The following is a 20,491-nucleotide window of genomic DNA, read 5'->3' as shown; positions in this document are numbered from 1 at the left end:
AGTGAGAGGCTGGCTGTCCCCGTGCGCATCACCGGAATCAGTACGCATGTCGTCGGTACCCCCTGGCGGAACCTCACATACGTCCAGGTGCACACCGACGAGGGGCTGACCGGCGTCGGCGAGACCCGGATGCTGGGCCGCACCGACGCCCTCATCGGCTACCTCCGGGAGGCGGAGGTCAACCACATCAAGGGCTCCGACCCGTTCGCCGTGGAGGACCTGGTCCGCCGCATGAAGTACGGCGACTACGGGCGGGCCGGGGAGATCATCATGTCGGCGATCGCCTGTGTGGAGACCGCCTGCTGGGACATCAAGGGCAAGGCCCTGGGCGTACCGGTGTGGCAGCTGCTGGGCGGCCGGGCGAACGCCTCCGACAACCGGATCAAGGCGTACGCGAACGGCTGGTACACCGTCGAGCGCACCCCCGAGGCCTTCCACCGGGCCGCTGAGGCCGTCGTGGCCCGCGGCTACCAGGCGCTGAAGCTGGACCCGTTCGGCACCGGCAACTTCGAGCTGGACCACGCCGAGACCGTGCGCTCGCTCTCCCTGGTCGAGGCGGTGCGGGACGCGATCGGCCCCGAGCGCGAGCTGCTGCTGGAGATGCACGGCCGCTTCTCCCCCGCCACCGCCATCCGGCTGGCCAAGGACCTGGAGGAGTTCGCGCCGTCCTGGCTGGAGGAGCCGGTGCCGCCGGAGAACCTCAAGGCGCTGGCCAAGGTCGCCGCCAAGACGACCCTGCCGATCGCCACCGGTGAGCGCATCCACGACCGGATCGAGTTCCGCGAGCTGTTCGAGTCCCAGGCCGCCGACATCATCCAGCCCGACCTCGGGCACCTGGGCGGCATCTCCGAGATGCGCAAGCTCGCCGCGACCGCCGAGACCCACTACGTGCTGATCGCCCCGCACAACGTCGGCGGCTCGGTGCTCACCGCGGCCAGCCTCCAGCTGGCGGGCTGCACCCCCAACTTCAAGATCCTCGAACACTTCAACGACTTCGCGGACGCCGAGATCAAGAAGGTCGTCAAGGGCGCGCCCGAGGTGGTCGACGGGTACTTCACCCTCTCCGAGGAGCCGGGGCTCGGCGTGGAGCTGGACACCGACGCCGCCGCCGAGTTCCCGCAGCAGCAGGCCCGGTTCGACCTGTGGGCCGAGGGCTGGGAGAAGCGGGAGGGGACGAACAAGTGACGCGCGGCAGCACGGCGCGCTCCGTCCTGATCGAGGAGCCGGGGCGGCACCGGCTGGTGACGGGGCCGCCCGCCGAGCCGGGCCCGGGCGAGGTGCGGGTGGCGGTGCGTGCCGCCGGGATCTGCGCCAGCGACCGCGAGGTGTACGAGGGGACGCGCGCGCCCGGCTATGTGCGCTACCCGATCGTGCCGGGGCACGAGTGGGCGGGCACGATCGAGGCGGTCGGCGAGGGCGTCGACCCGTCGCTGATCGGGCGCGGGACGGTCGCCGAGGGGTTCCGGGCGTGCGGGATGTGCGAGCGCTGCCGCACCGGGCAGACCAGCCTGTGCACGGCCGGGTACGAGGAGACCGGCTTCACGCGGCCGGGCGCCTTCGCGGACACCGTGGTCGTACCGGCCCGGCTGCTGCACCCGCTGCCCGACGGCGTGGACCTGAGCGCCGCCGCGCTGCTGGAGCCGGCCGCCGTGGTGGCCGCCGCCGTGCTCGCCGCCCCGCCCCGTCCCGGTGAGCGGGTCGCGGTGGTCGGCGCCGGCACGCTGGGGCTGCTGGCCGTCCAGTTCCTGGCCGCCCACTCCCCCGGCGAACTGCTGGCCATCGACCCCAGGAAGCGTCCGCTGGAGCAGGCCGCGGCGTTCGGTGCGACCACCACGGTCACCCCGGACGCGGCGAACGCCCTGCACGGGCGCTACGACCTGGTGATCGAGACGGCCGGGGCGCCGACCACCGCCCGGGACGCCACGCTGCTGGCGCGGCGCGGCGGGCGGGTGGTGCTGACCGGGATGCCGGAGGCCGGGGCGGCGGGCATCGATCCGGTGCATCTGTCGGTCTCCCAGCTGACCGTCTCCTCGGTGTTCGGCGCGACGCCCGCCGCCTGGAGCTACGCGGTGCGGGCGTTCGGTGGCGGGCTGCTGCGCCCGGCGGAACTGATCACCCATCAACTGCCCCTGGAATCCTTCGGCGAAGCGATCGAACTCGTCGGTAGCGGAGACCCGGAGGTGGGCAAGGTGTTGTTGACGCCCTAGCCGGCCACCCGGTGCCGCCGCACCGCCCCGTGCCGGGGAGTCGTGCGACCGCCCGCCGTCCCGTCCGAACCACGTACGACATATCGAACAAACCCTTACAGGAGCATCGTGTCTGAGTCAGCCGCCGCCCTTCCGCACCGCCCGGGCGAGGCCGCCCTGGCCTCGCTCGGCCACGCCATACCGGCCGGCGACACCGCCGACTCCTCCCCGCACACCTTCCCCGACGGTGGCCGCTGGCGCACCGAGGTGCCCTCGGTCGAGGGTCCCGAGGCCCTGCACACCGTCCTGAAAGAGGCCGCCCAGCTGGGCGTGCCGGTCCACCGTGTCAGCCAGGGCAGCGGCGTGTGGATGCTCACCGACGCCGAGATCACCGAGATGGTGGACACCGCCGCGCAGGCGGGGGTGGAGCTGTGCCTGTTCACCGGGCCGCGCGGCACCTGGGACATCGGTGCGGGTACCCGTACCGCCTCGGGCGGCGGTGGGCTGCGGGCCCGCGGCCAGTCCGCCGTCGCCGGCTGCGTGGAGGACGCCCTGCGCGCCGCCGCGCTGGGCGTGCGCTGCCTGCTGGTGGCGGACGAGGGCGTGCTGTGGGTGCTGCACCAGCTGCGCGAGCGCGGCGACCTGCCGGCCGACACCACCTTCAAGGTGTCCGCGCTGATCGGCCCGGTGAACCCGGCGGCCGTCTCCGTGCACGAGGGGCTCGGCGGCGACTCCATCAACATCCCCTCGGACCTGACGCTGGAGCATCTCACCGAGATCCGCCGGGTCAGCCGGGTCCCGCTCGACTTCTACCTGGAGGCGCCCGACGATCTGGGCGGCTACGTCCGGATGCACGAGATCGCGGAGCTGATCCGGCGCGGGGCGCCCATCTATCTGAAGTTCGGGCTCAGCAAGGCGCCCGGCATCTACCCGTTCGGCGGGCACCTGCGGGACCTGGCGCTGGAGACGGCGCGGGAACGGGTACGGCGCGGACGGCTCGCCCTGGACCTGCTCGCCCGGCTCGGCGGGGGCGAGAGCGGCACCGACACGATGTCGCCGCTCGGTACCCGGCTTCCGGGCGCGCTCAACCGCTTCCCCATTCCGGCCGGCTGACGGAGAATCAGCCCGCCAGTACCACCACCACAACCGAACAACTTCACTCACCGAACACCGCCAGGAACAGCGCCACCTGCACGACTCGCACCACGCACCACCGCACAGACAAGGCACCGCACCACCGAGTCGAGAGGACGTGACCCCGTCATGTCTCGCGCACGAGCCGCAACACGCGTCACCACCGCCACCGGCGCCGCCCTCGCCCTCACCCTGCTCCTGGCCGCCTGCGGCCAGGACTCCAACCGGGGTGGGGGCGGCGGCGGTGACCGGGATCCCGAGGCCGAGGGCGGCACCATCGGGATCGCGATGCCCACCAAGTCGTCCGAACGCTGGGTCGCGGACGGCAACAACATGGTCCAGCAGTTCGAGGACGCCGGTTACGACACGGTCCTCCAGTACGGCGAGAACCGGGTCGAGAACCAGGTCTCGCAGATCGAGAACATGATCTCCCAGCAGGTCGACCTGCTGGTGATCGCCGCCATCGACGGCAGCGCGATGACCAACGTGCTCCAGCAGGCCCACGACGCCGGGATACCCGTCGTCTCCTACGACCGGCTGCTGCTGGGCAGCGAATACGTCGAGTACTACGCCTCCTTCGACAACGAGCGGGTCGGCCGGCTCCAGGGCGAGTACATCGTCGAGGCCCTCGGCCTGGCCGACGGCAGCGAGGAAGGCCCCTTCAACATCGAGCTGTTCGCCGGCTCCTCGGACGACAACAACACCCAGTACTTCTTCCAGGGCGCCATGGACGTGCTCCAGCCCTACCTGGACAGCGGACAGCTGGTGGTCCGCAGCGGGCAGACCAAGCTCAGCCAGATCACCACCGCGGCCTGGGACGGCGGCCGCGCGCAGAGCCGGATGGATGACCTGCTGACCGCGCACTACTCCGGCCAGCGGCTGGACGCCGTGCTGTCCCCCTACGACGGCATCTCCATCGGCATCCTGTCCTCCCTCAAGAGCATCGGCTACGGCTCGGGCAGCCAGCCCTTCCCGGTCATCACCGGGCAGGACGCCGAACTGGCCTCGATCAAGTCGATCATCGACGGCGAGCAGACCCAGACCGTCTACAAGGACACCCGCGAACTGGCCCGGCAGGCGGTGGCGATGAGCGACGCGCTGCTGACCGGCGGCGAGGCGGAGGTCAACGACACCGAGAGCTACGACAACGGTGTCAAGGTCGTGCCCGCCTACCTGCTGGACCCGGTGAGCATGGACATCACCAACTACCAGATCCTCATCGACGAGGGCTACTACAAGGAATCGGACCTCGGCTGAGCGGCGAGGCGGACGGAGGCAGACGGAAGCACGGGAGCGACGTCATGGCACGTGCACACGGCACGGCATCCGAGCCCGGACACGTCCTGCGGATGAGCGGCATCGTCAAGACCTTCCCCGGGGTGCGCGCCCTGGACGGGGTCAGCATGTCGGTGCGGCCCGGCGAGATCCACGCCATCTGCGGGGAGAACGGGGCCGGCAAATCCACCCTGATGAAGGTGCTCAGCGGGGTGCATCCGCACGGCAGTTACGAGGGGGACATCGAATTCGAGGGCGAGCCCTGCGCCTTCAAGGACATCCGCGCCAGTGAGCGGCGCGGCATCGTCATCATCCACCAGGAACTCGCGCTCATACCGCAGTTGTCCATCGCCGAGAACATCTTCCTCGGCAACGAACGCACCGGCGGACGCGGTTTCATCTCCTGGTCCACGACGCTGAGCGAGACCGAGCGGCTGCTGCGCAGGGTCGGGCTGACCGGCGAGCGCCCGCAGACGAAGATCTCCGCCCTGGGCGTGGGCAAGCAGCAACTGGTGGAGATCGCCAAGGCGCTGGCCAAACGGGTCAGGCTGCTGATCCTGGACGAGCCCACCGCCGCGCTCAACGACGAGGACAGCCGCCAGCTTCTGGACCTGATCCGCGAGCTGCGCGACCAGGGCATCTCGGCGATCCTCATCTCGCACAAGCTGAAGGAGGTGCTGTCGGTCGCGGATTCCGTCACCATCCTGCGCGACGGCCGCACCATCGAGACGCTGCCGGCCGAGGGCCTCACCGAGGACCGCATCATCCGGGGCATGGTGGGCCGCGAACTGGACGCCTACTACCCCGACCGGGTGCCCTACGAGGGCGAGGACGCCGGACAGGTGGCGCTCGCGGTGCGCGACTGGACGGTGGCCCACCCCGCCGACGAGCGGCGCAAGTCGGTCGACTCGGTCTCCTTCGAGGTGCGGCGCGGCGAGATCCTGGGCCTGGCCGGGCTGATGGGCGCCGGCCGCACCGAGCTGGCGATGAGCCTGTTCGGGCGCTCCTGGGGCCGGTACGAGGGCGGCACGGTGGCCGTGGACGGCGAGGAGGTGTCCACCCGTACGGTGCCGGAGGCCGTCGCGCACGGCCTGGCGTACGTCACCGAGGACCGCAAGACGTACGGGCTGAACCTGATCGACACCATCAGCCGCAACATCTCCCTGGCGGGGCTGCCGGGGATGGCGCGGCGCGGCGTCGTGGACGAGCACGCCGAGACGCGGATCGCCGAGCGCTTCCGCACCTCGATGAATATCAAGACGCCCACGGTGTTCGAGCAGGTGGGACGGCTGAGCGGCGGCAATCAGCAGAAGGTGGTGCTCAGTCAGTGGATCAACACCGGGCCCAAGGTGCTGATCCTGGACGAGCCGACGCGCGGCATCGACGTGGGTGCCAAGGCGGAGATCTACGCGGTGATCAGCGCGCTGGCGGCCGAGGGGCGGGCGGTGGTGCTGATCTCCTCCGAACTGTCGGAGCTGCTGGGTCTGTGCGACCGGATCGCCACCATGGCGGCCGGGCGGCTGACCGGCGTACTGGAGCGGGAGCAGGCGTCCCAGGAGGCCCTGATGCGGCTGATGACGCGCACCGAGGAGCCCGTTGACAGCGTTGTCAGCGCGGCCGGCGGGGGCAGGGGCGACGAGGACGGGGAGGCACGAGGATGAGCGGCACCGACGTCACGCTGGACAAGAACGCGCCCGCGCCGGGCGGCGGTGACGGGCCCGGCAGCGGGAGCGGCGGACCGGCCGGCGGACTGGCCGTGCTGGCCTCGGAGTTGCTGCGCTCGGTGCGCACCAACATGCGCCAGTACGGGATGCTGATCGCGCTCGGCGTGCTGGTGGTGATCTTCCAGATCTGGACCGGCGGCGATCTGCTCATGCCGGGCAACGTCACCAACATCATCCTGCAGAACGGCTACATCCTGATCCTCGCCATCGGGATGATGATCGTGATCATCAACGGCCACATCGATCTGTCGGTCGGTTCGGTCGCGGCGTTCTCCGGGGCGGCCTCGGCGGTCCTGATCGTCAATCACGGGGTCCCGTGGCCGCTCGCCCTCACGCTGTCGCTGCTGATCGGCGCGGCGGCCGGGGCCTGGCAGGGCTTCTGGGTGGCGTACATCGGCATCCCGTCGTTCATCGTCACGCTGGCCGGGATGCTGCTGTTCCGGGGCGCCACCCAGCTGCTGCTGGACGGTCAGTCCCGGGGCCCGTTCCCGCGCGGCTTCCAGAACATGAGCCAGGGGTACCTGCCGGAGGTCGGCCCGTACACCAACTACCACAATCTGACGCTGCTGCTGGGTCTGCTGGTGGTGACGGTGGTGCTGTTCCAGGAGTGGCGCAAGCGGCAGCAGCAGCGGGAGTACGAGCTGGAGGTGCTGCCCCGCAATCTGTTCCTCCTCAAGTGCGCCGCGATCGTGGCCGCGACGGCCGCGTTCACCATGACCCTGGCCAGCTACCGGGGTGTTCCGGTGGTGCTGCTGATCCTGTCCGGGCTGCTGATCGTGCTCGGCTACGTGATGCGCAACGCGGTGCTGGGCCGGCATGTGTACGCGCTGGGCGGCAACCGGGCGGCGGCCCAGCTGTCCGGGGTGAAGGACAAGCGGGTCACCATGGCCGTGTTCATCAACATGGGTGTGCTGGCGGCGCTGGCCGGATGTGTGTTCGCGGGCCGGCTCAACGCGGGGACTCCCGGCGCCGGTCAGCTCTTCGAACTGGAGGCGATCGCGGCGGCGTTCATCGGCGGCGCGTCCATGAGCGGCGGCGTCGGCACGGTGCTGGGCGCGGTGATCGGCGGCCTGGTGCTGGGTGTGCTGAACAACGGCATGCAGCTGGTGGGGATCGGTCCCGACTGGCAGTCGATCATCAAGGGGCTGGTGCTGCTGGCCGCCGTGGGCTTCGATGTGTGGAACAAGCGCCGCGCTCGCACATGAAAGAGCGCTCCCGCACATGAAGGAGCACAAGGCAACATGAGCACCACGGAGCACCGCACGGCCGCGGCCCCGCCCGCGCGCACCCCGTTCGGCACCCTGCCGGACGGAACCGGCGTCGACCGATGGACGCTGGCGCGCGGCGGGCTGCGGCTCGCGGTGCTCACCTACGGCGGGATCGTGCAGTCCCTGGAGGTACCGGACCGGGAGGGGCGGCTCGCGAACGTCTCGCTGGGCTTCGACCACCTGGCGCCGTACGCGGCCGGCGGCGCGTCCCCGTACTTCGGCGCGCTGATCGGCCGCTACGGCAACCGGATCGACGGCGGGCGGTTCACGCTCGACGGGCGGGAGCACCGGCTGCCGGTCAACAGCGGCGAACACAGCCTGCACGGCGGGAACACCGGGTTCGACCGGCGGCTGTGGGACACCACCCCCTTCGACGGGCCGCTGGGGACCGGGCTCACCCTGCGCCGGACCAGCCCGGACGGCGAGGAGGGCTACCCGGGAACGCTGGAGGTACGGGTGGACTACACGCTCACGGACGGCGGGGCGTTCCGGATCGACTACACGGCGACCACCGACGCCCCCACCCTCGTCAACCTGACCAGCCACACCTACTTCAACCTCGGCGGGGAGGGCAGCGGGAGCGTCGAGGACCACGAGCTGCGGCTGGCCGCCTCCCGCTACACCCCGGTGGGGCCCACCCTCATCCCGACCGGGGAACCGGCCCCGGTCCAGGGCACCCCGTTCGACTTCACGGGCCCGGCCGGCAAGCCGATCGGCCGGGATCTGCGCACCGGGCACGAGCAGCTGCGGTACGCGCAGGGCTACGACCACAACCTGGTGCTGGACGCCGGGACGAGCCAGGAGCCGCGGTACGCCGCCACACTGCGCGACCCGCGCTCGGGCCGGGTCATGGAGCTGGCCACCACCGAGCCGGGGGTGCAGCTGTACAGCGGCAACTTCCTGGACGGCTCGCTGGTGGGCTCCTCGGGGCGGGCGTACCGGCAGGGTGACGCGGTCTGCCTGGAGACCCAGCACTTCCCCGACTCGCCGAACCGGCCCGGCTTCCCCTCCACCGTGCTGCGGCCCGGTGAGACCTACCGCAGCAGCACGGTGCACACCTTCACGACCGTGTAGCCGGGTGGGGTTTGCGCCGGTTTGCGGGGCTTGGTGGCTCTTGCTGTAGTGGAGAGCATGAGCTTGCCCTTCGGATCCTCGTCGTCGTCCTCCTCGCCCGACCCGTTCTCCGATCTGCTCAACCGCTTCTTCGGGATGTCGCCGCTCGCCTCGCCCCCCGCCGTCCAGCGGGTGCCGATCGGGCGGCTGCTCACCGACGCCGCGCGCGAGCTGATCTCGCTCGCCTCGGGCCGGGCCACCCGGGACGGCAGCGAGGATCTGGACACCGGCCACCTGCTGTGGGCCGCCACCCAGGTCGAACCGTCCCGGGGGCTGCTCACCACCGCCGGCGCGGACCCCGACCGGCTGGCGGAACGGGTCGAGGACACCCTGCCGCACCCGGGGACGAGGGCCGGTACCCCACTGGGCCTGACCCCCTCCGCCAAACGCACCCTCATCGCCGCGCACGCGCGCTCCCGGGCGGCCGGCGTGTCCTACATCGGCCCCGAGCACATCCTGGGCGCGCTGCTGGACGACCCCGACTCGGCCGCGGCCCGGCTGCTGCTGGGCGACGCCCGGGTGGACAGCGCACGGCTGCGCGAATCCGCCCGCCCCGGCCGGCCCGCCGAGCCCGTGCGCGGCCCCGGCGCGATGGGCATGCCCGGCGCCGCCACCGAGCGGGAGAGCAACACCCCCACCCTCGACCTGTACAGCCGCGACCTGACCGAGGAGGCGGGCGCGGGCCGGCTGGACCCGGTGGTGGGCCGCGCCGAGGAGATCGAGCAGACCGTCGAGATCCTCTCCCGGCGCGCCAAGAACAACCCCGTGCTGATCGGCGAGCCGGGCGTCGGCAAGACCGCCATCGTCGAGGGCCTCGCGCAGCGCATCGTCTCCGGTGACGTGCCCTCCACCCTCGCCGACCGGCGGGTGGTCGCCCTGGACCTGACCGCCCTGCTCGCCGGGTCCAAGTACCGGGGCGAGTTCGAGGAGCGGCTGAAGAACGTCATCGACGAGGTACGGGCCACCGAGCGCTCCACCATCCTGTTCATCGACGAGGTGCACACCGTCGTCGGCGCCGGCACCGGCGGCGAGGGCAGCATGGACGCCGCCAACATCCTCAAACCGGCCCTGGCCCGCGGCGAACTGCACGTCGTCGGCGCCACCACGCTGGATGAGTACCGGCGGCACATCGAGAAGGACGCCGCCCTGGAGCGCCGCTTCCAGCCGGTCACCATCCCCGAGCCGACCGTCACCGAGACCGTCCAGATCCTGGAGGGGCTGCGGGACGCGTACGAGGCGCACCACCAGGTGCGCTTCACCGACGAGGCGCTGACCGCCGCCGCCGAACTCTCCGACCGCTACCTGTCCGACCGCTTCCTGCCCGACAAGGCCATCGACCTGCTCGACCAGGCCGGCGCCCGGGTGCGTCTCAGCGGCGGCCCCGGCGGGGCGGACGGGCAGCGGCGGCGCGAGCGGATCGCCTCCCTCAACCGGGAGAAGGACCAGGCCATCGCGGTCGAGGACTACGAGCGGGCCGCCGACATCAAGCGGCAGCTCGCCACCGTCGAGGCCGAGGGAACGGCGCCCGGCGGCGGGTCCGACCACCACGAGGGCGTGCGCACCGTCACCGCCGACGACATCGCCCAGGTGCTCTCGCGCGCCACCGGCATCCCCGTCGCCCAGCTCACCGAGAGCGAGCGGGCCCGGCTGCTGCGCCTGGAGCACGCCCTGCACGAGCGGATCGTCGGCCAGGAGGAGGCCGTCACGGCCGTCTCGGAGGCGGTGCGCCGCTCCCGCGCCGGGATGGGCGACCCGGACCGGCCCGTAGGTTCCTTTCTCTTCCTGGGCCCCACCGGGGTCGGCAAGACGGAGCTGGCCAAGGCCCTCGCCGAGCTGCTGTTCGGCGACGAGAGCCGGATGGTGCGCTTCGACATGAGCGAATTCCAGGAACGCCACACGGTCTCGCGGCTGGTCGGCGCCCCGCCCGGCTACGTCGGGTACGAGGAGGCCGGGCAGCTGACCGAGCAGGTGCGCCGCCAGCCGTACCGGGTCCTGCTCTTCGACGAGGTGGAGAAGGCACACCCCGACGTGTTCCACCTGCTGCTGCAGGTGCTGGACGACGGGCGGCTGACGGACGGCCAGGGCCGCACCGTCAACTTCCGCAACACCGTGGTCATCATGACCAGCAACCTGGGCGCCGACCTGATCCTGTCGCACGGCGGTGAGGTCGACGAGATCAGGACCGAACTGCTGGAGCAGCTGCGGCGCGGCTTCCCGCCCGAGTTCCTCAACCGGATCGACGAGACGATCATCTTCCACCGGCTGTCGGACGCCGACCTGGAGCGCGTGGTGGACCTGCTGCTGGAGCGCAGCCGGCGCCGGGTGCGGGCCCAGGGCATGCGCCTGGAGGTCACCCCGGCCGCCAAGCGGCTGCTGGCGGAGCGCGGGCACCAGCCGGAGTACGGGGCCAGGCCGCTGCGCCGCACCATCCAGACGGAGCTGGACAACCGGATCGCCACGCTGCTGCTGGGCGACCGGGCCGAGCGCGGCGACACCATCACGGCGGACGAGCAGGGGGGCCACCTGGTGGTGACGGTGGCCCCGGCGGCGGACGAGGAGGCCGAGGAGCGGGCCGAGGGCGAGGGCATGCCGCCGCCCATGAGCTGAACCCGGGAGCGGGCCCGGCGGCGGTGACGGCGGTGACGGCGGTCCGGGCGGCGAGCCGCCGCCGCACGGGGCGCCGGCCCGGGGCGGGGTGCGCCATACGGGGACGACATCTGTTCGGCCAGCCCGGGACTCTGCTCAACGCACCATGATGAACCTAGCTTGATCCTCATGACGGATTACAGACTCAGCCGCCGTCGCATCCTGACCATCGGCGGCCTGGGAGCCGCCGGGTTTGTGCTGGCCGGCCACTGCCCCGCGAGCGCCGCCACCGGCGCCGCCACCCCCGTCCACCCCACCGCGGGCCCCACCGGCGACACCACCGCCGGCTCCTGGTACGAGCTGACCACCCACCGCTCGGACAGCCCGTACACGCTGACCACCGACCAGAACCGGCAGGACATCACGGACGGCAAGCAAGGCGTGCCGCTGGCCCTCGACCTGACGGTGCGGGACAGCGGCGGCAGCGGGGCGGCCCTCCCCGGCGCGGCCGTCGAGGTCTGGCACTGCGACGCCTGGGGTTACTACTCGGGCTACACCGACGCCAACCCGGGCGGCGAGGTGCGCGCCGAACGCGAGGACCGCAGCGGCGCCGACCCGGACTCCTTCCTGCGCGGCTACCAGGTCACCGACCGGGAGGGCCGGGTCGCCTTCCGCACCATCGTGCCGGGCTGGTACGCCCCGCGCGCCCCGCACATCCATGTCCGGGTGCACCTGGGCGCCGAGCCGGAGAGCGGCGGCTTCGCGGCGGAGGCCACGCACTTCACCGGGCAGCTGTTCCTGCCGGACGAGCTGGTCGCCGAGGTGTACGAACTGGAGCCGTACGCCCAGCACATCGGCGACGGTCCGGCGACGCTGGCCCGCGACATCGTGTACGCGGGCGGCGGGGAGCGGGACGGCCTGCTGTCCCTGGAGCGGGTCGGCACCCGCGGCCTGACCGAGGGCTGTTCCGCGGCGTTCACCCTGGCCGTCCCGGCAGAACGCGCCAGGGCCGCCGCCCGCGCGGCGTCCGCCGCCCGCGCCGCCTGACCGGCGGGCGCGGCCCGCCGGGGGGCGGGCCGCGCTCACCGGGGCCCACAGGCGCGCCGGGCCGGCGTCCTCAGCCCGCGTACGGCGCCTGGACGTCGAGGACCCAGGTGACGCCGAAGCGGTCGGTGAGGATGCCGAAGCCGGGGCTCCAGGGCGAGGCGGCGAGCGGCTCGACGATGTCGGCCCCGTCCGAAAGCGCCTTCCAGTAGCCGGTGACCTCGTCGAGGGTCTCGCCGCGCACGGACTGGAAGAAGGTGCGGTCGGTGAGGGTCATGCCGTTCTCCCGGCGGGTGGACCCGGCGACCGCGGCCGGGTCGGCGTCGTCCGTGCCGGGGATGTCGTAGGCCATGACACGGAACCCGTCCTCGTTCTCGACCTGGCCGAACACCACCTTGCCGGCACCGGGCGCGTCCTTGGGCGCACCGAGGTCTCCGTACGTCACGAGGGTGAGCCGTCCGCCGAACACGCTCCGGTAGAACTCCAGAGCCTGCCCGGCGGTGCCGCGGAAGTTGAGGTGGGTGGTGGTCCTGATGGTCATGGGGGTGTCCTTGTCCTGAGGGTTCCTCGGCGGCCTGTGCGCCGCGGGATCCACCCTCGCGGCAGTAGAGGACAGCGGCGGTCCTCCACCTCGGGCAGGATCGGGTGCATGGTCGGAAGTTCCTCCCGGATGCTGTCGTTGCTGTCGCTGTTGCAGACCCGGCGCGACTGGCCCGGCCAAACGCTGGCCGAGCGGCTGGCGGTGAGCCCGCGTACCGTGCGGCGCGACATCGGGCGGCTGCGCGAGCTCGGGTACCGGATCAGCGCGACGAAGGGCCCGGACGGGGGTTACCGCCTCGCCGCGGGATCGGAGCTGCCACCGTTGCTCTTCGACGACGACCAGGCCGTGGCGATCGCGGTCGCCCTGCGGAACGCCCCCGCGAGCGGGGTCGACATCGAGGAGGCGGCGGCGCGGGCGCTGGAGACCGTGCGGCAGGTGATGCCCTCACGTCTGCGCCACCGGATCGACGATGTCCGGTTCACCGGCTCCGAACCCGCAGCACGCGTGGACCCCGGGGTGCTCAGGACGGTGAGCGCCGCCGTGCGGCGGCGGCACGTCCTGCGCTTCGGCTACGAAGAGGCGGACGGTCCCGCGCGGCGCGCCGAGCCGCACGCCGTGGTCGCCCGTGGCGGCCGGTGGTACCTCATCGCCTGGGACCTGGACCGCGACGACTGGCGCGTCTTCCGCCTGGACCGGGTGACCCCGCGTCTGCCGGAGGGCGGCCCCTTCAGCCCTCGCCCGCTTCCGGCCCCGGACGCGCGGACCTTCCTGGCCGCGCGGTCCAAGGGATCGGCCGCCGAGGACCGGTGGCCGTGCACCGGGGAGGTCCTCATCTCCCTGCCGGCGAGCGAGGTCTCGCCGTGGATCGAGGACGGCGAGGTGGAGGAGCTGACCGAGCGGACGTGCCGCCTCACGGCGGGCTCGTGGTCATGGACCGGTCTGCTCGCGCTCGTGACCCGGTTCGACGCCCCCTTCACCGTCGTCGGGCCGCGCCCCCTGGCCGCCGCCGCCCGTACCCTGGCCGACCGGCTGCGGGCGGCGGCCACCGGCCCGCCGCCGGACGCGGACCCTCAGTCGTGATCCGCTCCGCAACAGGGGTGCGGATCCGGGGTCTCGAACGGCACATAGGTGCCGCCCAGGGCCGGCATCAGCCGCAGCAGCAGCCGCCCGTCCGCCCATTCGGGGCGGACATGGGAACGGGTGAGGAGCACCGTGTCCGGGTCGGCCGGGGTGCCGCCCAGCACCTCGGCGGCGTCGATCGCCGTGGTGGCGAGGAGTTCGGCGACGGTCAGCCGCTCGGGCAGACTCGCGGAGCCGGGAAAGTACACCGCCCGGCCGCCCGTACGGCCCGTGTGCTCGGCCGTGGCGAGCGCGGCGCCCGCGCCCGCCTCCGTACCGCACCGCACCCCCGCCGCGCCGGCCCGCGCGCCGAGCCGGTCCAGGACCGTCCCGGCGTCGGCGGCGGGCACCGCGAGCGACAGGGCCAGTCCCGGCCGTTCGCCCGGCGGGCGCACCCGGTGGGTGCAGGCGTACGCACCGGCCGGCAGCGGGAGCAAGCCGGCCAGCCGGTGCAGCACATGGTCGGCGGCGCGCAGGGTGGCGGTCTCCCGCCCGGCGTCGACGCCGATGACGTGGAACGTGCTCACGAAGGCAGCACCCAGATGGGGTTGGAGTAGAACCACAGGTCGCGCCACGGGTCGGCGTCACCGACGACGTCCAGCGCCGGACCGTTCGGGTCGGTGGCGGCGCCGTGCAGGCCCACCTGCGAGCGGTTGCCGTCGGTGCCGCGCACCCGGACGTACACCGGGCGGTCGACCTTGCCCAGCTTGTAGGTGAGGGTGACGGAGCCGGTCGACTTGTTGACCTCGAAGGACTGGGCGACCTTCGTGCCGGGGGCACGGAAGCCGTCGCGGTCCTGCGCCGCGCCGGTCACCTCGCCCCGGATGACGTCGACCCGGGCCAGTTCGGGCACGAAACCGGCCCAGTTGGCGCCGTTGGCCAGCGCGATCTCCAGCCGCAGCTCCACGCTCGTACCGCGCTTGACCTGGAGGGTGCCGCCGAGGGTGGCGGAGCGGTTGCCGCCGCGCAGCCGGGCGTCGAGGCCGGAGATCAGCCCGCCGTGGTCCACCCATACCCGGCCGTCGCGGATGCCCTCCATGACGGCGGCGTAGGAGAAGTTGGTGGCGCCGACGTGGGTGCGGCTGTACTGGCCGGGCCAGTAGTCGCCGGCGTCCAGGTTCAGGCCGCCGGAGTACACCGGGTCGCCGTGGAAGCCGTTCGCGTCGAAGTCCGTGTCAAAGGGGCGGGCGGCGGTGTCGGCGTAGTTGCTGTGCGAGTCCGAGTTGGCGCTGATCCACCAGGGCTTGCCCTCGGCCAGCAGGCTGTCCCACAGGCCGCCGACGGTGGCCGTCATCCAGTCGAAGCCGCCCCAGGTGCGGTAGCTCTCGGCCGGGTAGGCGGGGAAGGAGCCGACGCCGGGGCTGGAGTCGTAGTAGCCGCGGCCCGAGCCGGGGCCGCCCGGCTTGGCGATGCCGGCGGCCTGGTGGCCGGGGGCGCCCTCCATGCCGACCGCGATGCCGGGCTGCGCGTCGCGCCAGGCGCGGATCTCGTGCGGGGAGTCGATGCCCTTGCGGGAGGGGTGGTTGGCGAGCATCAGCGCGGCCTTGACCTTCTTGCGCTGGACCTGCTCGGCGAGGAAGTTCAGGCCGGAGATGGCCAGGGCCTCGTTCTGCGGGGTGTCGGCGGTGGCGCCCTTGACGGCACCGTCGTAGCCGGTCTCGAACTGCTTGAGGACGTCGACCTCGTTCTTGCCGGGGTGGACGAAGACGGTCGCGTGCTCGGCGGCGGGGATGTTCCACTCCAGGCCCTGGAAGACGAGGGTGTCCTGGTAGCGCTCCCGGGCGGCCTTGATGTCCGGGTTGACCTTCTCCACGCCGATCCGGGAGTGGTTGGTGCTGCCGTGGTCGGTGATGACCATCCAGTCCAGGCCGTGGCGCGCGCCGTTGCGGACCTGGTCGGAGACCCGGTACAGGCCGTCGGAGCTGTACTGGGTGTGGATGTGGTGGTCCCCGGCCAGCCACAGCATCCGGCCGTTGCCCCGGCCGTTGTTGCCGGTGGGGCGGGTGCCGGGGGCGGCGGCCGCGGCCTCGAAGGCGGAGGACCCCAGCACGCCCGCGCCGGCGATCCCGGCGCCGAGCAGTCCGGCGCGGCGCAGCATGGAGCGCCGGGAGAGCTGATCGGGGCTCAGCTCGCTGTCCGGGATCTCCGTGTCCATGGCGGCCGGAAGCGCCCGGGGTTCCTCGTCGTGATCGTGACCGTGACCGTGTTCGTGGTCATGACCGTGCGGGTGGTGGTGTCCGTGCCCCATGGGTTCGCTCCTGTGTCCACGCGTTGTCGCTGCCGCAGGAACTCTGAGAGTGGCAGGTGAACACGAACCCGTATCGACGCCACGGGGAGAAGAACAAAGGCGAAGAATGTCAGGGAATCACCGACGGAATCGGCGAAGAAACCGGCGAGGGATCGGCGGCGGACGAGGGGCGGCGGGCACGGTCCCGCCCGTTCCGCCGCCCCGCCCCGACCCGGTCAGCGACCCTCGGAAGGCGCCTGTCGGCCGTGTTCCGGACCGGCGGGCTCCGCGGACTCACCCGCGCTCACGGCGGTCCCGCCGGCCAGCACCAGCAGTCCGGCGGCCAGCACTCCGGCCCCCACCGCGGCCAGATTGCGGCGTCCGGTGGGCCTGCGGTGCCTGCTGCGGCTCATGGGGTCCTCTCGTGTGCTGAACCGTCCTGTACACCTCAACCTAGAAAGCGCTTGTTCACTCCGTCAATCCCCGCCCCGGGCCGGTTCGGTGGACGTCCTGTGGTGGTTCACGGAGGGCTCACAGATCGCGCCGGTGGACCACCGCGACCGCCGTCACCGCCGCCGCGAGCGGCCAGGCCGCCAGGACGATCCAGGACCCGGTCACCGTCGCCGGATACCGGCCCGGGTCGTAGTCCATCGCCGGGTTGAGGGTGAGCGTCTGCCAGGCGGGCAGCGGCATCGCGTGCCCGATCTCCGCCACCCAGCGGTAGGTGTCGCCGCCGAACAGCGCCGGCAGCAGGAGCAGTACGCCGATGGTCGTCACCACGGTGCCGGTCGCGTGCCGGATCAGGGCGGCGACCGCCATCCCCACCAGCGCGCTCACCGGGGCCAGCAGCGCGGACGCGGCCACCGCGCGCGCGGCGCCCGGGTCGGCGAGCGAGAGCCCGCCGTACTCCCGCAGCAGCCACTGGCTAACGATGAACGAGGTGAGCGCCACCACCGCGCCCATCGCCAGGGTCACGGCCGTCACCACGGCAGCCTTGGCCGCCACCACCGCCCGGCGGTCCGGGACCGCCGCCGCCGTCGTACGGATCAGGCCGCTGCTGTACTCGCCGAACAGGGCGATGGCGCCCACGCTGCCCGCGATGATCACCAGGATCTGGTAGGCGGGGCCGACGAACGCCGTGTGCATCGGGTCGAACATCATGCGCGGATCGAGGCCGTCCGGCGACGGCAACATGGTGGCCAGCCGGTCGGCGTTGGAGCGCGCCGCGTTGACGTTGATCGCGATCACGGCCAGCGCGCCGGCGCCCAGCACCCAGTAACTGGAGCGCAGCGACCACAGCTTGATCCATTCGGCGGCCAACAGCCGGCCGAACCGGGGGCGGTGGGTCATCGGTCATCTCCGGCGAGGTGGTCGAGGCTGTCAGCGGTCAGTTCCATGAACGCCTCCTCCAGGGAGGAGGCGGCGGTGCCCAGTTCGTGCAGGACGAAGCCGTGCCGCAGGGCGAGTTCCCCGATGCGCGCGGCGGTGATCCCGGTGACGGTCAGGGCGTCCTCCCCGCCGGGCACCGGGGTGCCGCCCGCCGCCGCCAGTACGCTCGCCAGCGCGCCGGCGCGCGGCGCCCGGACGGTGACGGACCGCCGGGCGCCGCGCGCCGCGAACGCGGTGACGGTCTCGGCCGCGATCAGTTCGCCGCGGCCGATGACGACCAGGTCCTCGGCGGTGTGCTCCACCTCGCGCATCTGGTGGCTGGAGACGAACACCGTGCGGCCCTCGGCGGCCAGCCGCCGCAGCAGCGCCCTGATCCACCGCACGCCCTCCGGGTCCAGGCCGTTGAGCGGCTCGTCGAAGACCAGCACCGGCGGATCGCCCAGCAGCGCACCCGCGATGCCCAGGCGCTGCTTCATGCCCAGCGAGAATCCGCCGATCCGGCGCCGCGCGGCGTCCGCCAGGCCCACCTCGGCCAGCACCTCGGCGACCCGCGCCCGGGGGATGCCGTTGCTCACCGCCAGCGCCGTGAGATGGGCCGCGGCGGTGCGCCCGCCGTGCACGTCGTGGGCGTCCAGCAGCGCGCCGATGTGCCGCAGCGCGCGCGGCCGGTGCCGGACCTGCCGCCCCTCGACGGTGGCGGTGCCCGAGGTCGGGTCGTTCAGGCCCAGGATGATCCGCAAGGTGGTGCTCTTGCCCGCCCCGTTGGGGCCCAGGAAGCCGGTGACCCGGCCGGGCCTGACGGTGAACGTCAGCTCCCGCACGGCGGTGGCCGGCCCGTATCGCTTGGTGAGGTGGTGTACGTCGATCACCCGTCCCACGGTGCCGCCCGGCGCCCGCGCGGGGCATCGGCCCGGTGGCCGCAACCGGGGCCCGGCAATGGGCCCGTGGGCGTACGCCCGGCGGCCAATGGCCGGGCCCGCTCCCGCGTCCTACGATCGGCGTCATGCACACCACCCCCGGTCCCCCGGCCCCGCCCTCGCTGTTGCGGCGGGTCCCGCCCGGGCTGTGGCTGGTGCTGCTCTGGCTCGCGGTCACCACGTACACGCTGGTGATGGACTCCCGGATGATGGACCCCTGGCACTTCGTGTTCGGCGGCCCCCGCTCCCGGATGACCGGCTGGCCGATGCTGACCGCCGCGGGGGTCCTCGTCGCGGCGGCCGGCCTGCTGACCCGGCGTACCCTGCTCGCGCTCGCCCTGCTGCTGAGCGGCACGGTCGTCACCACCACGGGCATCTCGGTGAAGGACATCCCGCTGCTGCAGTTCCTGCCGGTGATCGTGGCGCTGTGCTACATCGCGGCGACCCGCCCGCGCCGCACCTCGGCCGTCGCCGGCGCGATGGCGCTGGGCGTACTGATCGGGTACGCGCTGACCCGCTCGCTGCTGGGGATGCCGGTGGAGGTCTCGACGGCGGCCACCGTCGTGCTGACGACCGTCGTCGCGTGGCTGATCGGGAACTCCATCCGGCAGAGTCAGCTGCACGAGGAGGCGCTGCGGGCCCGGGCCGCCGAGGCGGCGGTCACCGCAGAACGGCTGCGGATCGCCCGCGAGCTGCACGACATGGTGGCGCACAGCGTCGGCATCATCGCGTTCCAGGCCGGGATGGGCGGCCGGGTCATCGACACCCGGCCCGCGGAGGCCCGCAGGGCGCTGGGCGCCATCGAGGCCACCAGCCGCGAGACGCTGTCCGGGCTGCGCCGGATGCTGGGCACGCTGCGCCGCCCCGTCGCGCTGGAGCCCGCTCCGGGGCTGGCGGACCTGGACCGGCTGGTCGCCACGGCCGGGGCCGCCGGGGTACGGGTGGAGGTGCGCCGGCTCGGCGAACCCCGCCCACTGCCCGGCGACATCGAGCTGTCGGCGTTCCGGATCGTGCAGGAGGCGCTCACCAATGTGGTGCGGCACGCGCGCACCGACCACTGCCGGGTGACGGTCGGCTTCGGCGAGGCGGACCTGTCGGTGGAGATCACCGACGAGGGGCGCGGTCCGGGCGACGGGCGGGCCGCCGGGTACGGGATCGTCGGGATGCGGGAGCGGGCGGCGCTGCTGGGCGGCTCGCTGACGGCCGGGGCCCGCCCCGGGGGCGGCTACCGGGTGACGGCGACACTGCCGGTCCCGGCGCCGGTGGCGGCGGCGGTCCGGTGAGCGTGCGGGTGCTGCTGGCCGACGACCAGCCGCTCATCCGGTCCGGGCTGCGGGTGCTGATCGCCGACACGGCCGGGCTGGAGGTGGTGGGCGAGGCCGGGACCGGCGCGGAGGCGGTCGCGCAGGCGGCCGAACTGTGCCCCGATGTGGTGGTGATGGACATCCGGATGCCCGGCATGGACGGTATCGCGGCCACCCGGATCATCACGGCGGGCGGCGAGGGGGCGCCCCGGGTGCTGATCCTCACCACCTTCGACGAGGACGCACACGTCTACGGCGCGTTGCGGGCCGGGGCCAGTGGCTTTCTGGTCAAGGACATGGCGCTGGACGACATCCTGACGGCGGTGCGGGTGGTGGCGGGCGGCGACGCGCTGATCGCGCCGGGCGTCACCCGGCGTCTGATCGCGGAGTTCGCGGCCAGGCCGGAGGTACGGCCCGGTGCCGGGCGGCCGTTGCCGGGCAGCGTGACCGAACGGGAGCGCGAGGTGCTGACCCTGGTCGGCCGGGGCCTGACCAACGCGGAGATCGCCGCCGAACTGACCATCAGCGCGGCCACGGCGAAGGCGCACGTGGCCCGGCTGTTCACGAAGCTCGACGCCCGGGACCGGGTGCACCTGGTGATCACCGCGTACGAGGCGGGGCTGGTGACGACGGGCCGGTAGGCGCGGGTGCCGGGCGAGACCGC

Annotated in this window: 18 protein-coding genes; 12 read left to right on the top strand and 6 right to left on the bottom strand. The window is 72.8% G+C overall.

Annotation, left to right across the window (positions count from 1 at the left end; translation table 11 throughout):
- The first annotated feature begins 21 nt into the window (after positions 1-21).
- From H7827_RS21890 to H7827_RS21850, 9 genes are all read left to right on the top strand, one after another.
- Complete coding sequence (locus tag H7827_RS21890) at positions 22-1,185, top strand: mandelate racemase/muconate lactonizing enzyme family protein (RefSeq protein WP_432747048.1); 1,164 nt, start codon at positions 22-24, stop codon at positions 1,183-1,185.
- Positions 1,182-2,207 carry a zinc-dependent alcohol dehydrogenase gene (locus H7827_RS21885; RefSeq protein WP_432747046.1) on the top strand — a complete coding sequence of 342 codons (1,026 nt, stop codon included), beginning with the start codon at positions 1,182-1,184 and terminating at the stop codon, positions 2,205-2,207. Before H7827_RS21890 ends, H7827_RS21885 begins: the two co-directional genes overlap by 4 nt.
- A gap of 108 nt (positions 2,208-2,315) precedes the next feature.
- The gene (locus tag H7827_RS21880) at positions 2,316-3,299 is read left to right on the top strand and encodes a hypothetical protein (protein ID WP_432747045.1); all 984 of its coding nucleotides are present in this window, start codon (positions 2,316-2,318) and stop codon (positions 3,297-3,299) included.
- A gap of 150 nt (positions 3,300-3,449) precedes the next feature.
- The gene (chvE, locus tag H7827_RS21875) at positions 3,450-4,577 is read left to right on the top strand and encodes a multiple monosaccharide ABC transporter substrate-binding protein (protein WP_386539857.1); all 1,128 of its coding nucleotides are present in this window, start codon (positions 3,450-3,452) and stop codon (positions 4,575-4,577) included.
- A 44-nt stretch (positions 4,578-4,621) separates the two neighbouring features.
- Positions 4,622-6,256, top strand: coding sequence for an ATP-binding cassette domain-containing protein (locus tag H7827_RS21870; RefSeq protein WP_386539859.1), 1,635 nt, complete (start codon positions 4,622-4,624; stop codon positions 6,254-6,256).
- Complete coding sequence (gene mmsB, locus H7827_RS21865) at positions 6,253-7,524, top strand: multiple monosaccharide ABC transporter permease (protein ID WP_432747044.1); 1,272 nt, start codon at positions 6,253-6,255, stop codon at positions 7,522-7,524. Before H7827_RS21870 ends, mmsB begins: the two co-directional genes overlap by 4 nt.
- A 36-nt stretch (positions 7,525-7,560) precedes the next feature.
- Positions 7,561-8,661: an aldose epimerase family protein gene (locus H7827_RS21860; protein ID WP_432747043.1), complete on the top strand. Its 1,101-nt coding sequence runs from the start codon at positions 7,561-7,563 to the stop codon at positions 8,659-8,661.
- 57 nt (positions 8,662-8,718) lie between these two features.
- A complete protein-coding gene (locus H7827_RS21855) occupies positions 8,719-11,307 on the top strand; it encodes an ATP-dependent Clp protease ATP-binding subunit (RefSeq protein WP_432747042.1) in 2,589 nt (862 codons plus the stop codon).
- Positions 11,308-11,475: 168 nt separating this feature from the next.
- Complete coding sequence (locus H7827_RS21850) at positions 11,476-12,333, top strand: protocatechuate dioxygenase (protein WP_432747041.1); 858 nt, start codon at positions 11,476-11,478, stop codon at positions 12,331-12,333.
- A 70-nt stretch (positions 12,334-12,403) separates the two neighbouring features.
- Here the strand turns inward: H7827_RS21850 and H7827_RS21845 are convergent, their stop codons facing one another.
- Positions 12,404-12,871 carry a VOC family protein gene (locus H7827_RS21845; RefSeq protein WP_432747040.1) on the bottom strand — a complete coding sequence of 156 codons (468 nt, stop codon included), beginning with the start codon at positions 12,869-12,871 and terminating at the stop codon, positions 12,404-12,406.
- A gap of 108 nt (positions 12,872-12,979) precedes the next feature.
- On the opposite strand from H7827_RS21845, the gene H7827_RS21840 reads away from it, so the two are divergent.
- Positions 12,980-13,951 carry a helix-turn-helix transcriptional regulator gene (locus tag H7827_RS21840; RefSeq protein WP_432747039.1) on the top strand — a complete coding sequence of 324 codons (972 nt, stop codon included), beginning with the start codon at positions 12,980-12,982 and terminating at the stop codon, positions 13,949-13,951.
- Here H7827_RS21840 and H7827_RS21835 read toward each other — a convergent pair.
- The 5 genes from H7827_RS21835 to H7827_RS21815 form a co-directional block, all read right to left on the bottom strand.
- The gene (locus tag H7827_RS21835) at positions 13,942-14,517 is read right to left on the bottom strand and encodes a hypothetical protein (RefSeq protein ID WP_432747038.1); all 576 of its coding nucleotides are present in this window, start codon (positions 14,515-14,517) and stop codon (positions 13,942-13,944) included. The two genes, H7827_RS21840 and H7827_RS21835, sit on opposite strands and share 10 nt — an antisense overlap.
- Positions 14,514-16,238, bottom strand: coding sequence for a PHP domain-containing protein (locus tag H7827_RS21830; protein ID WP_432747037.1), 1,725 nt, complete (start codon positions 16,236-16,238; stop codon positions 14,514-14,516). Before H7827_RS21830 ends, H7827_RS21835 begins: the two co-directional genes overlap by 4 nt.
- 215 nt (positions 16,239-16,453) lie before the next feature.
- Entirely contained in the window at positions 16,454-16,630 is a 177-nt protein-coding gene (locus tag H7827_RS21825) for a hypothetical protein (protein WP_432747036.1), read from the bottom strand.
- 118 nt (positions 16,631-16,748) lie between these two features.
- Positions 16,749-17,567, bottom strand: a complete 819-nt coding sequence (locus H7827_RS21820) for an ABC transporter permease (protein WP_432747035.1) — start codon at positions 17,565-17,567, stop codon at positions 16,749-16,751.
- The gene (locus H7827_RS21815; protein WP_432747034.1) at positions 17,564-18,475 is read right to left on the bottom strand and encodes an ABC transporter ATP-binding protein; all 912 of its coding nucleotides are present in this window, start codon (positions 18,473-18,475) and stop codon (positions 17,564-17,566) included. Before H7827_RS21815 ends, H7827_RS21820 begins: the two co-directional genes overlap by 4 nt.
- Positions 18,476-18,609: 134 nt before the next feature.
- Here H7827_RS21815 and H7827_RS21810 point away from each other — a divergent pair, with 134 nt between their 5' ends.
- Together H7827_RS21810 and H7827_RS21805 are read left to right on the top strand one after the other, a co-directional pair.
- Complete coding sequence (locus H7827_RS21810; RefSeq protein ID WP_432747033.1) at positions 18,610-19,806, top strand: sensor histidine kinase; 1,197 nt, start codon at positions 18,610-18,612, stop codon at positions 19,804-19,806.
- Complete coding sequence (locus H7827_RS21805) at positions 19,803-20,468, top strand: response regulator (RefSeq protein ID WP_432747032.1); 666 nt, start codon at positions 19,803-19,805, stop codon at positions 20,466-20,468. The genes H7827_RS21810 and H7827_RS21805 overlap by 4 nt, the downstream gene beginning before the upstream one ends.
- The last annotated feature ends 23 nt before the right edge of the window (positions 20,469-20,491 follow it).

Source organism: Streptomyces sp. JH002 (assembly GCF_050916115.1).
Classification (GTDB): domain Bacteria; phylum Actinomycetota; class Actinomycetes; order Streptomycetales; family Streptomycetaceae; genus Streptomyces; species Streptomyces xiamenensis.
This window is presented reverse-complemented; position numbering and strand designations above follow the sequence as displayed.

Bases quoted from the DNA above. Each gene is read 5' to 3' on its own strand.
- H7827_RS21845 (WP_432747040.1), bottom strand. From the start codon at position 12,871: ATGACCATCAGGACCACCACCCACCTCAACTTCCGCGGCACCGCCGGG.
- H7827_RS21840 (WP_432747039.1), top strand. From the start codon at position 12,980: ATGGTCGGAAGTTCCTCCCGGATGCTGTCGTTGCTGTCGCTGTTGCAG.
- H7827_RS21810 (WP_432747033.1), top strand. From the start codon at position 18,610: ATGCACACCACCCCCGGTCCCCCGGCCCCGCCCTCGCTGTTGCGGCGG.
- H7827_RS21855 (WP_432747042.1), top strand. From the start codon at position 8,719: ATGAGCTTGCCCTTCGGATCCTCGTCGTCGTCCTCCTCGCCCGACCCG.
- H7827_RS21820 (WP_432747035.1), bottom strand. From the start codon at position 17,567: ATGACCCACCGCCCCCGGTTCGGCCGGCTGTTGGCCGCCGAATGGATC.
- H7827_RS21825 (WP_432747036.1), bottom strand. From the start codon at position 16,630: ATGAGCCGCAGCAGGCACCGCAGGCCCACCGGACGCCGCAATCTGGCC.
- H7827_RS21870 (WP_386539859.1), top strand. From the start codon at position 4,622: ATGGCACGTGCACACGGCACGGCATCCGAGCCCGGACACGTCCTGCGG.
- H7827_RS21830 (WP_432747037.1), bottom strand. From the start codon at position 16,238: ATGGGGCACGGACACCACCACCCGCACGGTCATGACCACGAACACGGT.
- mmsB (WP_432747044.1), top strand. From the start codon at position 6,253: ATGAGCGGCACCGACGTCACGCTGGACAAGAACGCGCCCGCGCCGGGC.
- H7827_RS21860 (WP_432747043.1), top strand. From the start codon at position 7,561: ATGAGCACCACGGAGCACCGCACGGCCGCGGCCCCGCCCGCGCGCACC.
- chvE (WP_386539857.1), top strand. From the start codon at position 3,450: ATGTCTCGCGCACGAGCCGCAACACGCGTCACCACCGCCACCGGCGCC.
- H7827_RS21850 (WP_432747041.1), top strand. From the start codon at position 11,476: ATGACGGATTACAGACTCAGCCGCCGTCGCATCCTGACCATCGGCGGC.